Below are 14,739 nucleotides of genomic sequence, written 5' to 3' on the forward strand. Positions count from 1 at the left end.
GGCACGTGCGGGCGGGCGGCTGCGAACGGTACGATGCCGAGCACCTGATCCCAGCGTTGGAGTGTCATGGCACGGCTAGCCCCTGAACCGTCGGTCGACCTTCCCGCCGCGAGAGCGGCGGCCGACGAGCGGCTGGGCGGCCCGGACGCCGGCTTCCGCGACCGACTCGACGACGTCTTCCCGGTGCTCCACGGCTTGTTCGCGCAGCTGTACGGCGAGCGCGACGACGGACGAGAGGCGCTCGCCGAGGTGGTCGGGGCAGCGGCGGCGAGCTGGCGCGACCGGCCGGACGACCTCAAGGATCTCGACGCGCGGCGAGCGGTGCACCCGGAGTGGTACCTGTCCGAGCGGATGCTGGGCGGAGTCTGCTACGTGGATCGATACGCCGGCACCCTCGCGGGCATCCGCGAGCAGATCCCCTACTTCCGCGAGCTCGGCCTGACGTACCTCCATCTGATGCCGCTCTTCGCCTCGCCGGAGGGCAACAACGACGGAGGCTACGCGGTGTCGAGCTACCGCGACGTCGATCCGCGGCTCGGATCGATGGCCGACCTGGCCGCCCTCGCCGCCGATCTGCGGGCGGCGGGTATCTCGCTGGTGCTGGACTTCATCTTCAACCACACCAGCAACGAGCACGACTGGGCGCGCAAGGCGGTCGCGGGCGAACCCGGGTTCGAGGACTTCTACCTGATCTTCCCCGACCGCACCATGCCCGACCTCTACGAGCAGACGGTGCGCGAGATCTTCCCCGACGATCACCCCGGCGCGTTCGTGCAGCTCCCCGACGGCCGATGGATCTGGGCGACGTTCTACCACTTCCAGTGGGATCTCAACTACGCCAACCCGGCGGTGTTCCGCGCGATGGCGCAGGAGATGCTCTTCCTCGCGAATCAGGGCGTGGAGGTGCTGCGGATGGACGCGGTCGCGTTCATCTGGAAGCGCCTGGGCACGACGTGCGAGTCGCTCCCCGAGGCTCACCTGCTCCTCCGCGCGTTCAACCAGGTGCTGCGGCTCGGGGCACCCTCGGTGCTGTTCAAGTCGGAGGCCATCGTGCACCCCGACGAGGTGATCGCCTACATCTCGCCCGAGGAGTGCCAGCTGTCCTACAACCCGCTCCAGATGGCTCTGGGATGGGAGGCGCTCGCGACGAGGGACGGAAGACTCCTGCAGAAGGCGCTCGACGAACGCCACGCGCTGCCCGCCGGGACGTCGTGGGTGAACTACGTCCGCAGCCACGACGACATCGGCTGGACGTTCGCCGACGAGGATGCCGCGGCGCTCGGCATCGACGGATTCTCCCACCGCCGGTTCCTCAACGACTTCTACGTCGGCCGGTTCCCGGGGACGTTCTCGCGCGGGGTGCCGTTCCAGGAGAACCCGAACACGGGCGATGCCCGGGTCGCCGGGACGACCGCCTCGCTCGCCGGCGTCGAAGCGGGGGACGACGGCGGCGAGGACCGCGTGATCCTCGCCCACGCGCTGGCGCTGTCGACAGGCGGGATCCCGCTGCTGTATCTCGGAGACGAGGTCGGGCAGCTCAACGACTACGGGTACCGCGGCGACCCTGCTCTCGCGGGCGACAGCCGCTGGGTCCACCGCCCGCACCGCGACGCCGACGCGTACGCCTCCCGGCACGACCCGTCGACGGTAGCCGGCCGCATCCACGCGCGGCTGACCGAGCTCATCCGGGCGCGGCAGCGCACGCCCGAGTTCGCCGGCAATGCGCTGACGCCCTTCCAGACACCTCATCCCGGAGTCGTCGCCTACCAGCGCATCGGGTCGGAGGACGTCGTCCTCGTGCTGGCGAACGTCGGCGATTCCGAGGTGCTGATCGACCCGCTCACGCTATCGGGCTTCCGGTCCGAGGCGAGCGACGTGGTCACGGGCGCACGCGTGAATCTGGCGAGCGGGCTCATGGTGCCCGCGCACGGATTCTTCTGGCTTCGCGTCCGACCGCGCTAGCCCGGCGTCTCGCTCGAGAACAGAGGCGTGCCTGCAACCGATCGCCGCGCGATTCCCTTAGAACTCAGTCGGCCGTCAGGCCGGCGGCGATGTGCCGCGCGCCGCGCACGGCGATCGCCACGCTCATGAGGGTCGGGTTCATGGTGTTCGCGGTCGGGATCAGCGCGTTGCCTCCCACGACGAGGTTCTCGAAGCCCCACACGCGCGAGTACGGATCGGCGACCGACGAGCCGTCATCCGTCTCGCCCATGCGCATGGTGCCCATGTAGTGCAGGCTCGACCCGTTCGGCAGCAGTCGCGGCGGCGCGACGAAGGCTCCCAGAGCACCGCCTGCTCGGCGCAGCCGCTCGGTGGCCTCCGCGATCTCGCCGTTCTCGGCATCCGTCAGCGCGTACTCGATCGTCATGTTCGGCAGCCCGCGATAGTCGAGCTCGTCGTCGGAGAAGGTCACCCCGTCCTCGGCGCGGGGATGCTTGCGGACGCCGTAGCCCATGTTCACGTAGCCCCAGCGGTTCCCGGCGTGAGGACTGTCCGGATCGAGCTGGAACGGCGGGTTCTCGGCGTACATGACCTGCAGCGAGAAGGGGTGGTCGGGCTCCGAGAAAGGAATCCGGTTGACGGCCGCCACCGGGTCCGCCGCATGCTGAGCGCGGCGCGCCAGCTCCACGTCGAGTTGGTCGTCGCTGACGAGCGAGCCCATCCGCTCGCCATCGAGGGCGACGGTGGTGATCACGACATGGTGCTCGGTGAGATAGCGACCGAGCGCCGACGGACGGATGCCGGACGCCCACAGCAGCTGCGGCGAGCGGAAGGCGTCGGCCGCGACCACGACGACATCGGCGTCGACCGTGGAGACCTCGCGCGTGCGCAGATCTTCGACGACCACGCCCGTGGCCCGCGTGCCGTCATGCTCGACGCGGCGCACGAGGGACAGATCGCGCAGCGTGAAGCGCTCCGCCAACGGGTCGCCCGCCTCGATGAGCGGTCCCAGCACGACGTCCGCTCCCGCCCACCTCATCGACCCGTCCGGCTGCGGGTCGCCCGCGACCGGCAGCGTGCCGACGCCGTAGCCTTCGGGCAGCTCCGCGCCGAACTCCGCGTCAAGCAGGGTGCGGATCGCGCTGCCGATGGCGGAGTCGGAGAAGGCCGCGCGCTGCGCGTGGAGCAGCGATTCGGCGGCCTCGATCAGCCCTTCCCACTCCTCGTCCGGGATGAACGGCACCTTCTCGCTGAATGCGGGCCGCGGGATGGCGCAGGTCCAGTGCGCGCCCTGCCCGCCGACGTTCGTCGCCGCGGCGGCCGCGGGGAACGTCGACGCATGCGCCGAGCCGTCGCCGCCGAAGTCGAGAAGGTGCGTCCCCTGGCGCGCGGTGAACATGCCCTCGACGACCACGCCGGCAGGGATGCCGAGGCTCTCCCGCAGCGCCCCCGCCTGCGGACCCTGCGACATCTCTCGCGCACGCTCCTTGGCGGCGGGATCCTCGATGTTGCGCACGCTCTGTCCGGGGATCTCGGTGAGCTGCGGACCCGCCTCGAACATCGTCACCCGGGCGGTCGGGTGCGACTCGAGGATGACGCGGGCGTAGGCCGAGCCGATCGGGCCGCTTCCGACGACGACGATATGGGGCGCGTGGGACATGGCGTCTCCTTCTCGGGGGTTCATGCGGGAAGCGGTTCGGCGTCGAGGGGCGATCCCTGCTCGTCCGGCAGGCGTCCGGCCGGCAGGAGGACGGCGGCGATCACACCGAGCGCGTAGGTGAAGGCCAGACCGATGAAGATCGGTGAGAACACGTCGGTGTACAGGCCGGCGATCTCGGACTGCGCGGCGAGCGGCGCAGAGTGGACGAGTTGCGGGGTGAGCGTGGCGGCGTCGAAGCCCGAGGGAAGGGCCGCAGCCACTCCGGCGGCGATGACCCCGCCGATGACAGCGGTGGTGACGGTCGCGCCGACCTGGCGCACGAGGTTGACGGATGCCGTCACCGAACCCAGTTCGGAGCGGGACACTGCGCTCTGGACCACGGTGACGATGAGGCTCATGAACGAGCCGGTGCCGACTCCGACGGCGAACATGACGAGCATCGGCACCGCGAGGGGCAGACCGGCGGGGAGCAGCGCCATGGTCGCCAGCCCGGCCGCGGCCAGGCCGGTGCCGGAGATGGCGAACACGCGGTAGCGCCCGCTGCGACTGGCGAGCCAGCCCGTGACGAGGTTGCTCACCAGCATCCCGAACACCGTCGCGATCGGGACCAGCCCCGAGACGGTGACCGACGTGCGGTACGCCATCTGGAAGTAGGTCGGAAGGTACGCGGTGACCGAGAAGAGGCCGATCCCGATGATCGCGGAGAGCGCGAGACCGGCTGCGATCGTCCGGTTCGCGAAGAGGCGCAGCGGGACGATGGGCTCGGGCGCCCGCAGCTCGACGAACAGGAAGGCGGCGAAGGACAGGAGCGCCACGACGAAGGCCACGATCGCGGAACTCGCCGCTTGCCGGTCGCCCGCCCACGTCACCGCGAGCACGAGGGCGACGAGCGAGGCCGTGAACCACGCCGCGCCGGCCACGTCGAAACGGCGCGGCGCGGAGGTCTCGATGTGAGGGACGGCGACGACGGCCAGTGCCAGCGCGGCCAGGCCGATCGGAACGTTGATCCAGAACACCCACGGCCAACCCCAGTGGTCGGTGATCAACCCGCCGACCACGGGACCGATGAGGATCGCGATCGGGAACGCCGCACCGATGACCGCCATGTGGCGGGGGCGCTCCCGGGGCGAGGTGACGTGGGCGATGATCGTCTGCGACATCAGCTGGAGCCCTGCCGAGCTCATGCCCTGCACGACGCGGGCGACGACCAGCCACAGCATGCTCGGCGCGAAGCCGCACAGGAGCGAGGCGGCGAGGAACGCCAGGAGCGACGTCAGGAACACGAGTCGGGGCCCGATGAGGTCTCCGAGCTTTCCGATGACCGGGAGCAGCACGGTACTGGCGAGCGTGTAGCCGACGACGATCCAGCTCATGTGCTCGAGCGCCCCGAGGTCGCCGGCGATCGTCGCCAGCGAGGTGGAGACGACAGTGTGGTCGAGGGCTCCGAGGAAGGAGACTGAGAGAAGCGAGACGACGAGGAGGCGGAGCCTCAGCGGAGACAGCTGCATGCGCGGTTCACCCGAACGATCGGGCCATCGACGCGACGGTGTGTGCCCCGCATGCGACTGCGCCTGCGGGAACGGGCCGTGAAGCCCCGGCGTCCTCACCATGGTAGCACGCTTTAGTCGGAAACGAACTAAAGTTCGCGCGTCCGCAGCCGAGGCCGGGCGCGGGCGTGGGGAATCTCCGGTGCCCTCACCTGCGACCCGACAGGGCTGATCAGCTCGCCGATGCCTTCGATCGACATGCGGACCACGTCTCCGGCGGAGAGCGGCGTCGGAGTGAGCGCGCCGTTGCGTCCCCACAGCTCGCCGAGGCACCCGCCGTTGCCGACGGTCCCCGATCCCAGCACGTCCCCGGGAACGACGCGGGAGTTGCGCGACGCATATGCGACGAATTCGGGGAACGGCCAGCCGGCGTTGGAGAGCAGGTCGTACCCGATGAGCTCGTCGTTCACCCGCACCTCGGCGCGCACCTCGAGGAAGCCTTCGTCGTCCTCGAACGGCTCGAACTCGTCGGCGGTCACGATCCACGGTCCGAGCGACAACCCGAAGTCCTTGCCCTTGGCGGGTCCGAGCCGCACCTTCATCTCCCGCGCCTGCAGGTCGCGGGCGGACCAGTCGTTCATGATCGTGTAGCCGAAGATGTGCGCGCGGGCCGCCGTGGCATCGAGGTTGCGCCCATCGGAGCCGTCCACGCCCCCGATGACCACCGCCAGCTCGAGCTCGAAGTCGAGCCGATCGGTCACGGGCGGCCGCACCTCCTCGCCCGGTCCGAGCACCGTATGCGGGTTGGTGAAGTAGAACGTCGGCGCCTCGTACCATTCCGGGGCGACGTGGCTCGTGCCCTCGACGCCCGCGCTCACGCCCTCGACGTGCTCCTCGAACGCGACGAAGTCGCGGATCGATGCCGGGATCAGCGGCGCGAGCAGCCGCACCGAGTCGAGAGCCGCTCCCTTCTCGTCGGCGACGCGCGCGAAGAGGAGGCGCGCGGCGGGCAGCCCCTGGGCGAGCACCTGCGCGACGCGCAGGCCGTTCGGAAACGGTACGACACGATCGCCGATCACGAACCCCTCGCCGAGGTCGGCGCCGTCGAGCCATCGAGCGATCCTCATGCGCGCACCAGGCTGCCGAGCAGAGCCTCGGCGTTCTCCCCGAGGATGCGGGAGGCGACCTCGGGCGGAAGACCCGCGGACCGGATGGCGCCGACAGGGTCATCCAGCCCCATGTCGAACGGGAAGTCGCTGCCGAGCAGCACCCTGCCGCCGCCCGCCGCCTCGACGAGGTGCCGGAGCGCGACGGGGTCGTGCACGACGGTGTCGAACCACAGCCGGCGCAGGTAGGTCGACGGCGCGTGCGCGCAGCGCTTCGCCTCCGGCCGCACCTTCCAGGCGCGGTCGGAGCGGCCGATCGCGAACGGCAGGTACCCGCCGCCGTGGGCCGCGACGATCTTCAGCTCGGGATGCCGGTCGAGAACCCCCGAGAAGATGAGATGTGACAGAGCCACCGCGTTCTCGGTCGGCTGACCCACCGTGTTGGACAGGTAGAAACGGTCGAGCCGCTCGTCGAGGCTGCAGCCGAACGGGTGGAGGAACACGACGCAGCCGAGTTCGGCCGCCCGCGCCCAGAAGGGCTCCAGTCGTTCGTCGGAGAGCTCGACGTCTCCCGCGAAGGACGAGATCTCCACGCCCGCGAGCCCGCGCCCGAGGATCGCGTCGTCGAGGTACTCCACGATCCGCTCGGGATGCTGCAGCGGCACCACTCCCAGTCCCACGAGCCGGTCCGGCGCCTGAGCGACGTGCTCGGCGACGAGGCGGTTGGTCTCCATCGCCACCCACACCGCCAGGCCCTCGGGGGCCCACGGGTAGAAGTGGTTGGGCGAGACGCTCACCCACTGCCGGTCGACGCCCTGCGCGTCCATGGCCGCGAGGCGGGCGCGCAGATCCGTCAGCTGCGGGATGCGATCGCGCACCATGGCGCCCGAGGCCTGGAGGCTCTCGACGCCGTTGCGGCGACGCTCGAGATCCGCTGCCTCGGCGACGAGCTCGGGAGCGCGGCGCTCGACCTCGGCGTGCAGCTGGGGCAGGAGCAGATGCGCGTGGACGTCGACGATCATGCCGGGGTCGCCATCTGCTGGGCGATGCCGAAGATCAGGCCGCCGGCGTCCGCATCCCGATCGCCGTCGATCTGCCACTGCGCGAGCTGGGCGGATGCCTCGACCACGGCCGTGGCCCGGGGGACGCGGCGCGCGTGGAACTCGTCCCAAAGGCCGTCGTCGATCGTGTCGCGCGAGACGAGGAGCTCCGTGAGCACGACGGCGTCCTCGAGCCCCTGCGCGGCGCCCTGGGCGATCGTCGGGGGGCACGAGTGCGCGGCGTCGCCGATGATCACGACGCGGCCCCGGTTCCAGCGGCCCTCGACGATGTGCTTCGTGAACCACGTGTAGTTCGCGTGCGCGCCCTTCGCGAGGTCGGCGCGGATGGACTCCCACGGACCCCCGTACGCGCGGGACTCCTCGAGCATGATCGAGGTGGCGTCCTCGTCGCTGACGCCGAACCGGTCCTGCGACTTCTCGACGAGGAACGCGTACATGGTGTCGTCGCCCGTGGGGGTGTAGCCGGCGATGTAGACGGGACCCCCGTAGTAGAGCTCGGTGCGCTCCACCTCGGGCGGACGCGAGACGAAGGTGCGCCAGATGCCCATGCCGTTGGGCTCGGGCACGGTGTCGATGCCCAGGAGGCCGCGGACCGCGGAGTTCAGTCCGTCCGCGCCGATCAGCAGGTCGTAGACGCCCGCCGACGCGTCGTCGACGAAGACCTCCACGCCGTCGCTCGCCCGCGCGTCGAGACCCGTGATCTTGCGCCCGAAGTGCACCCTCGCCCCGGCGCGCTCGGCGTGCGACAGAAGGATGCGCGCGAGCTCGGCGCGCGGCATCCCCATCGCGGCCGGGTAGTCCGGCCCGCCCGTCTTGACGTCCGGGAGACTCGCCACCACCGGCGCATCGGGTCCGGGCGCGCGGAGAGTGAGGCCCTCGAAGGGGTACCCCGCGGCGCGTATGTCGTCCCATGCACCGAGCGCGTCGAAGGCGCGCAGAGCGTTGCCCTGGAGCGAGATGCCGGAGCCCAGCGCACTGAGCTCGGGTTTGGCCTCGTACAGATCGACCTCGACGCCCGCCTTGGCGAGCTGGATGGCGGCGGCGAGCCCGACGACGCCGGCACCGGCGATCGCGACCTTCGAGACTGCGGTCATGTCAGAACCTCCCTGTTCTGGGTGGACGGTGGGGATCAGAGGATGGCGACCGGGTTGATCGGCGACCCGACCGCGCCGGTGATGGGAAGCGGGGCCGCCGACAGCAGGAAGTCCCACTGTCCGCGCTGAGCGCAGATCTCGGCGAGGCCGTCGAGATCCCACATCTCGCCGATCGTGAGCCCCATGTTGGGGATCGCGACCTGGTGGAGCGGCTGGAACGCGGGCACGTCGAACTCGTTCGGACGGACCTCGAAACCCCACGTGTCGGTCGCGATCGCAGCGATCTCGGTGCGGTGGAGCCATGCCGCCGTGGTGAGCGAGAGGCCGGGGGCCGGACCGCCGGCGTAGTCTCCCCAGCCGTCGCGGCGCGCGCGGGCGTACTGGCCGGTGCGCACGACCACGATGTCCCCGCGACCGACCGCACTGGACGGTCCCTGGGCGGCGATCGTCGACTCGAGGTCACGCGCGGTGATGGCGTAGCCGTCGGCGAGTTCGCCGGTGTCGGGCTCGAGGTGCCGTCCGACGTCCAGCAGCACCCCGCGTGAGACGATGACGGATGCCGCGTGCTCGATGCCCGTCACGAGGTCGCCGTCGCTCGTCACGACGTCACCGGCTCGCCGGCCGTTCCAGGCGTTGCCGTGATCGAAGATGTGGCCGAGGCCGTCCCACTGCGTCGAGCACTGCAGGGGCATGGCGATGACGTCATCGGCGCCGCCGATGCCGTGCGGGAAGCCCTGGCTCCCCCGTTCGGCATCCGTGCCGGTGTCCGTCATCGTGTGGACGGGGTTCGTGCGACGCCGCCACCCCTTCTGCGGGCCGTTCGTGTCGAAGGCCTGCGACAGCGACACCACCGTGCCTTCCCGGACGAGGGCGGCGGCCTCGACCCGCTTCGCCGGCTCGATGAAGTTCAGCGTGCCCAGCACGTCGGCCTCGCCCCAGCGGCCCCAGTTGCGGACCGCGGCGGCGCGCGCGGCGATCTCGGCCTCGGGGGCGGCGCGGTCGAGGTCGGCGGGATCCTCGCTCGGGCTCGTCATCGCACCTCCTCCGCGACGCAGCGCACGACCTGCGTGCCGAGGCCCTCGATGGAACCCGTCATGACATCGCCGTCGCGCAGGAACCGCTTCCAGTGCTGACCGTTCCCCGCGGGGCTGCCGGTGAGCAGCAGATCGCCGGGAAGGAGGGGCATCGTCTGGGAAGCGCCCGAGACGAGAGCGGGGATGTCGAACAGCAGGTCCGAGGTGGAGGCATCCTGCATCACCTCGCCGTTGAGCTCGAGCCGGACATTCAGATCCGACGGGTCCACGAAGGGCGCGGGAACGAGGAGGGGTCCGGCGGGGAAGAACCCCGGCGCGTTCTTGGCGCGGTACCAGTCGGTGCCGATCTCCTTCATGTCCTTGCGGAACACGAGGTCGCGCGTGGTGATGTCGTTGACGATGGTGTACCCCGCGACATGACCGAGGGCATCCTCACGGCTCACCCGGAACGCCTCGCGCCCGATGACGATCGCGAGTTCGAGCTCCCAGTCGTGGACCTTGCTGTACGAGGGGAGCACCAGCGGAACGTCGTCGCCGACGACCCCCGCGGGAAGCCCGATGAAGAAGTAGGGCTCGCCGGTTCGCTTGCGCTCGTCCATGATGTCGGCGGCGAAGGAGCGGGCCTGGTCGGGCGTCCGCGTGCCGTCCTGGGTGAGCCCGGCCACGACGAGCTCGATGACGTGCTGGCGGTAGTTCGCACCGGTCTGCAGCAGCTGGCGCGGTTCGACCGGAGCCGTCAGCGCGACGTCGGCCAGCGGCATCCACTCGCCGTCGTCCGTCGCGAGTGCGGAGAGCCGGTCCCAGTCGGGCGCGGCGAGGAAGTCGTTGAGGCCGGCTGCGCCGAGGTCGTCGCTCGAGAGCGGCCGCACCCTCTCGCCTGCCAGCAGACCCAGTCGCACGCCCGCGCCGGTGCGGAACCGCACCAGCGCGAAAGGCGCTTCGAAGCGTTCGATCGTCATCGTCATCCGTTCTCGCTCATCATCGCGCGAAGTGGTGTCGCGGGCGACCCGGGCAAGGAGGAGCACCGGATCGCCCGCGAAGCCGTCAGCCCTGGCCGTGCTTGGCGTACGGGTTGAGAAGGGCGTCCTTGATCTCGTCGGGAACGCCCTCCTCGGTCGCGCTCGGGCCGTCTGCCGGAGGGAAGGACTCGGTCATCGACATCGGCATGACGCTGTTCCGGTAGAAGTTGTTGGAGCCCTGCGACGGCCGCCAGGTGTTCGCCTCCCAGTCGGGGACGTAGTTGCGGTAGCCGCCGGTGTTCAGCTCGATGCGCAGGCTCGAGGGCTCACGGTAGTAGAGGAAGTTCTGCTCGCCGATGCCGTGGATCGACGGGCCGTACTCGATGGGGAAGCCGTTCTCGCCGAGGAGGTCCGCCGCGATCAGCAGCTCCTCGCGCGTGTCGACCCAGAACGCGTAGTGGTTGACGCGCCCGGCGCGGGTCGAGCCGTCGAGCACGACGCCCAGGTCATGCGACTTCTCGTTCGTGGTGAGGACCGAGAACACCGAGACCGGCGCCTCGTCCAGCACCGTGCGGGCCATGAAGCGGAACCCGAGCACGTCGACGTACCACTTCACGAAGGCATCCACGTCGCTCGTCGCGACGGTGACGTGGTCGAGCTGGCGCGGCGCGCCCGCGACCTTGCTGCGGCGGGACGGACGGTCGGGGTAGATCGACGCGGCGTCGCCCTCGGTGTCGTGGTGACGCGTGACGTCCCAGTGCAGCGTCATGCTGTGGCCGAACGGGCCGGTGAAGCGGTAGGCGCGGCCGATGCCGTTGCCCTCGAACCACTCACCCGTCACGCCGGCGGCTTCGATCCGCTCGACCGCAGCCTGCAGCGCCTCGGCCGAGGACGTGCGCCAGGCCATCGTCTCGAGCGCGGGCTCGTCGCCCTTCACCACGACGACGGAGTACTTGTAGTAGTCACCCCAGCAGCGCAGGTACACGCGGTCGTCCTCACGGTCCACGACCGTGAGTCCGACCTGGGTGACGTAGAAGTCGACGGATGCCTCGACATCCGGCGATGTGATCGCCACGTACGACAAGTGCGAAAGCAGCTTGATCATCTTCGATCCCTTTCGGTGAGTCTTCGGGGTTATCCCGTCACCCACTTTTGTCGAAGACGGGCATATCAGGGAACGCGCGATCGCCTATCTCCAGGATCGACGGTGTTTATGAACGCGGCGCCGACAAGATGGCGCGGGCGAGGCGTTCGTCGTCATCGAGCTCAACGAGGTCGCGCGGCCCCGAGTCCGTTCGCACGGCATCGATCACGCGGCGGAGCGCGAGACGCTCGGAGGTCTCCCAGCGCATCGGTGCGATCCGGCCGCCCGCGGCATCGGCGGTCGCCAGGCGGAGCGCGCCGGCGTCGGCATCGAGCTCCGCCAGCTCCTCGCCCAGGGCGGTCACTCGGACGCGACCACCGCCGGGAGCGCCCGGCTGCGTCGCCGCCAGCAACGACACCGCGAGCCCCGACGGGCTCTCGAGCAGGGCGAGACTGCGCCCGGGCGCGGCCGATGCCGCCTGCCGGAGGACGAGGGCGCCGCCCGCGACCACTCTCGCCCAGCCGACCGCATCGCGCAGCGCGGCTGCGAGCCCGCGCGCGTGGCACTCGACGGTGACGGCGGCCGGCCGCACGCCATCGGGCAGGGCGAGTGCGGTCACATCCGGTCGGACGAGCGGGCGTTCGACCACGACGGGGATGCCCGAGGCGATCAGGTCGCCGATGCCCTCGTCCGGCAGGCGCTCGGGCCGGGCGACGACGATGCCCGACGCGCCACCGGCGATCGCGGATCGCGCAGCGGTCCACCATCGGCCCGATCCGTCCACGACCACCACGACCCCGGCTCCGGCAGCGGCGGCACGGGCGCTGCGCGGAAGCTCGGCCGTCGCCGCGCGGTACGCGGCGAGCTCAGCCGCGACGCCGACGGCGCTCATGCGGTCGCCTCCACGAGCGCAGCGGCATCCTCTGCCAGCCGGAGTGCGTACCGCATGTCGTCGAGGAGCTCGTCGTACTCCACCGGCACGCCGTCCGCCAGCAGCTGCGCGAGCGCCCTCCACTCCGCGAGATACCCGTCCTCCGCCTCGCGCGCATACGTCGTGTCCCGCCCGTCGGCGGCGAGGACGCGGACGCGCGCGCTCCCCGCGTGGACGAAGGCCGGCGGGAAGGTGACGTCGAGCCGATCGGCCGTCGTCGTCACCGTCACGCGCCAGAGGGCGTCCGCGCCGTCGGGGAGCATGACGGCCGCGAGCTGCACCGGGATGCCGCTCGCGACGAAGCCGACGGCGTAGCCGATCGGCGCGATCGGTCGGGCGAAGACCACGCGCTCCAATACGGGTGCGAGGTCGCGGACGAGGGGGAGGTCGTGGATGGCGAGGCCGGTGAGGAGCTGACGCACGACCCCGGCGGCCACCTCGGGGCGGGACAGATCAGGCGCCGGCCGTCCCGCGATGGGCTGTTCGAGTTCGGTGACGGCGTCGTGATACCGACCGTTCGGCGGCAGGGCGAGGACCACCGAGATCGACACCACCGGTCCGCCCGACGTCTGCAGGTGATGACGGGCCCGGCCCCACGCGGGGTCGTAGAAGTGGTTCGTGCCCACGATCAGCGGCACGCCGGCCGCGCGGCACGCCTCGACGGCGGCTTCCGCCTCGGCCATCGTCGTGCCGATGGGCTTCTCGCAGAAGATCGCACGCTTGCCGACGGCCACCGCGGCGAGGATCTGGTCGGCGTGCTCGGCGGGCGGGCTGCAGATGGCGAGGATCTCCGCACGTGGATCCGCGAGGATGTCGTCGAGCCCGCGTGACGATCGCGCGCCGACGCGGGCGGCGAGGCCGACGGAACGCCCGCTGCCGCCGTCGGCGATGTGGACGACGGTGAAGTGCTCGGGTAGGCGCGCCAGTGTGGGCAGATGCAGCGCCGAGACCCCGGGGCCAGCGCCGACGATGCCGACTCCGTGAGGCATCCTCACCTCCTCTTTCGCAGAAAGACTACATAAGTCCTATTGGATATGACCATAGCTGTTGTGGAAAGGTCGCTAGGCGACAGAAGTCGTGTCAAGATCAGCTATGGCGAAACAGTCAACGCTGCGCTTCGGCGCTCAGACGGACGAGGTCACGAGCCTTCTGCGGGTCGTCAACCTCGTTCGCACCCACGAGGCGAGCACCCGGCCCGAGATCGGCCGCGTCACGGGTCTCGGCCGCGGCGTCGTGACGCAGCGGGTCGATCAGGCGATCGAGATGGGATTCCTCGAGGACGGCGAGTTCGGCCCCTCATCAGGCGGCCGCGCGCCGCGTACGCTGCGCTTCCGCAGCGACCGCGGCCGCATCATCGTCTGCGCACTCGGCGCTCTGCACATCCACGTCGGCGTCACGCTTCTCGACGGCGACGTGCTCGACGCCGAGCACCGTGCCTGGGACATCTCGCGGGGGCCGGCCGAGACGCTGGACACGGCGATGGGAATGATCGACGAGCTTCTTGCGCGCACCCCGGACGTGCCCGTGTGGGGCGTCGCCGTGGGGGTACCCGGTCCTGTGGATTTCGGCACCGGCCGCCCGGTCGCGCCGCCCATCATGCCGGGCTGGAACGGATTCGACGTGCGCCGCAAGTTCGCGCAGCGCTACGAGGCGCCCGTATGGGTCGACAACGACGTCAATCTGCTCGCGCTGAACGAGCGCGCGCGGCGCCGGGATGAGCACGCCGACCTCATCTACTGCAAGATCGGCACCGGCATCGGCGCGGGCCTGCTCTCCCAGGGACGCCTGCATCGCGGCGCCAACGGCGCGGCTGGCGACATCGGCCATGTCAGAGTGCGGGACTCCGACGTGCCCTGCCGGTGCGGGAAGACCGGATGCCTCGAGGCCGTCGCGGGAGGCTGGGCGCTGGTGCGCGACGCCGAGCAGGCCGTCGCGGACGGCTCGACCGGGCACCTCGCGCGCTGGGTGAGCGAGGGGAACGCGCTCACTCCCGAGGCCATCTCACGCGCCGCCGAAGACGGAGACGCGGTGGCCATCTCGCTCGTGCAGCGCTCGGCGCGCGTGGTCGGGGAGTCCATCGCAGCCCTCGTCAACATGTTCAACCCGGCGACGATCGTGGTCGGGGGTGCCGTGCCGTCCGCCGGCGAGATCTTCCTCGCGGAAGTGCGCCAGCGGGTGTACGAGCTCTCGCTGCCTCTCGCTACGCGCGACCTCACGATCGCGCAGTCCGTCGACGACGCCAGAGAGCCGCTGAGGGGCGGCGCCGAGATGGTCCGCGAGCAGCTGTTCGACGTCACGTTCCCCCGTTGGTTCGCCGCCGGCCGGCCCACGGTGGGCGGCATCTTCGTCGACGCCGCCTGACAACTTCTTCCGCATTTCGAC

12 protein-coding genes are annotated in these 14,739 nt (G+C 70.6%); 2 read left to right on the forward strand and 10 right to left on the reverse strand.

The genetic code is table 11. The annotated features are described in order from the left end of the window. The first annotated feature begins 66 nt into the window (after window positions 1-66). A complete protein-coding gene (locus ACFQ0P_RS03575) occupies window positions 67-1,962 on the forward strand; it encodes an amylosucrase (RefSeq protein ID WP_204980471.1) in 1,896 nt (631 codons plus the stop codon). A gap of 64 nt (window positions 1,963-2,026) precedes the next feature. On the opposite strand, the gene ACFQ0P_RS03580 is transcribed toward ACFQ0P_RS03575, so the two are convergent. From ACFQ0P_RS03580 to ACFQ0P_RS03625, 10 genes are all read right to left on the reverse strand, one after another. Further along, window positions 2,027-3,601 (reverse strand): GMC oxidoreductase, encoded by a 1,575-nt coding sequence (locus ACFQ0P_RS03580; RefSeq protein WP_204980473.1) that lies wholly within the window; start codon window positions 3,599-3,601, stop codon window positions 2,027-2,029. Between the two features lie 20 nt (window positions 3,602-3,621). Further along, the gene (locus tag ACFQ0P_RS03585) at window positions 3,622-5,109 is read right to left on the reverse strand and encodes an MFS transporter (protein WP_204980475.1); all 1,488 of its coding nucleotides are present in this window, start codon (window positions 5,107-5,109) and stop codon (window positions 3,622-3,624) included. A gap of 128 nt (window positions 5,110-5,237) precedes the next feature. Next, window positions 5,238-6,215, reverse strand: a complete 978-nt coding sequence (locus ACFQ0P_RS03590; RefSeq protein WP_204980477.1) for a fumarylacetoacetate hydrolase family protein — start codon at window positions 6,213-6,215, stop codon at window positions 5,238-5,240. Beyond that, entirely contained in the window at window positions 6,212-7,216 is a 1,005-nt protein-coding gene (locus tag ACFQ0P_RS03595; protein ID WP_204980479.1) for an amidohydrolase family protein, read from the reverse strand. The genes ACFQ0P_RS03590 and ACFQ0P_RS03595 overlap by 4 nt, the downstream gene beginning before the upstream one ends. After that, the gene (locus ACFQ0P_RS03600; RefSeq protein WP_204980480.1) at window positions 7,213-8,349 is read right to left on the reverse strand and encodes an FAD-dependent monooxygenase; all 1,137 of its coding nucleotides are present in this window, start codon (window positions 8,347-8,349) and stop codon (window positions 7,213-7,215) included. Before ACFQ0P_RS03600 ends, ACFQ0P_RS03595 begins: the two co-directional genes overlap by 4 nt. A 35-nt stretch (window positions 8,350-8,384) precedes the next feature. Next, window positions 8,385-9,383, reverse strand: coding sequence for a cyclase family protein (locus ACFQ0P_RS03605; protein ID WP_204980481.1), 999 nt, complete (start codon window positions 9,381-9,383; stop codon window positions 8,385-8,387). Next, a complete protein-coding gene (locus ACFQ0P_RS03610) occupies window positions 9,380-10,342 on the reverse strand; it encodes a fumarylacetoacetate hydrolase family protein (RefSeq protein WP_378771356.1) in 963 nt (320 codons plus the stop codon). Before ACFQ0P_RS03610 ends, ACFQ0P_RS03605 begins: the two co-directional genes overlap by 4 nt. 85 nt (window positions 10,343-10,427) lie before the next feature. Further along, window positions 10,428-11,447, reverse strand: a complete 1,020-nt coding sequence (locus ACFQ0P_RS03615) for a VOC family protein (RefSeq protein ID WP_204980488.1) — start codon at window positions 11,445-11,447, stop codon at window positions 10,428-10,430. Between the two features lie 106 nt (window positions 11,448-11,553). Beyond that, entirely contained in the window at window positions 11,554-12,318 is a 765-nt protein-coding gene (locus ACFQ0P_RS03620) for a hypothetical protein (protein WP_204980490.1), read from the reverse strand. After that, window positions 12,315-13,346, reverse strand: a complete 1,032-nt coding sequence (locus ACFQ0P_RS03625) for a Gfo/Idh/MocA family protein (protein ID WP_204980492.1) — start codon at window positions 13,344-13,346, stop codon at window positions 12,315-12,317. The genes ACFQ0P_RS03620 and ACFQ0P_RS03625 overlap by 4 nt, the downstream gene beginning before the upstream one ends. A 103-nt stretch (window positions 13,347-13,449) precedes the next feature. On the opposite strand from ACFQ0P_RS03625, the gene ACFQ0P_RS03630 reads away from it, so the two are divergent. Further along, entirely contained in the window at window positions 13,450-14,718 is a 1,269-nt protein-coding gene (locus ACFQ0P_RS03630) for an ROK family protein (RefSeq protein ID WP_204980494.1), read from the forward strand. The last annotated feature ends 21 nt before the right edge of the window (window positions 14,719-14,739 follow it).

It is taken from the genome of Microbacterium insulae (assembly GCF_042677065.1).
GTDB lineage: Bacteria > Actinomycetota > Actinomycetes > Actinomycetales > Microbacteriaceae > Microbacterium > Microbacterium insulae.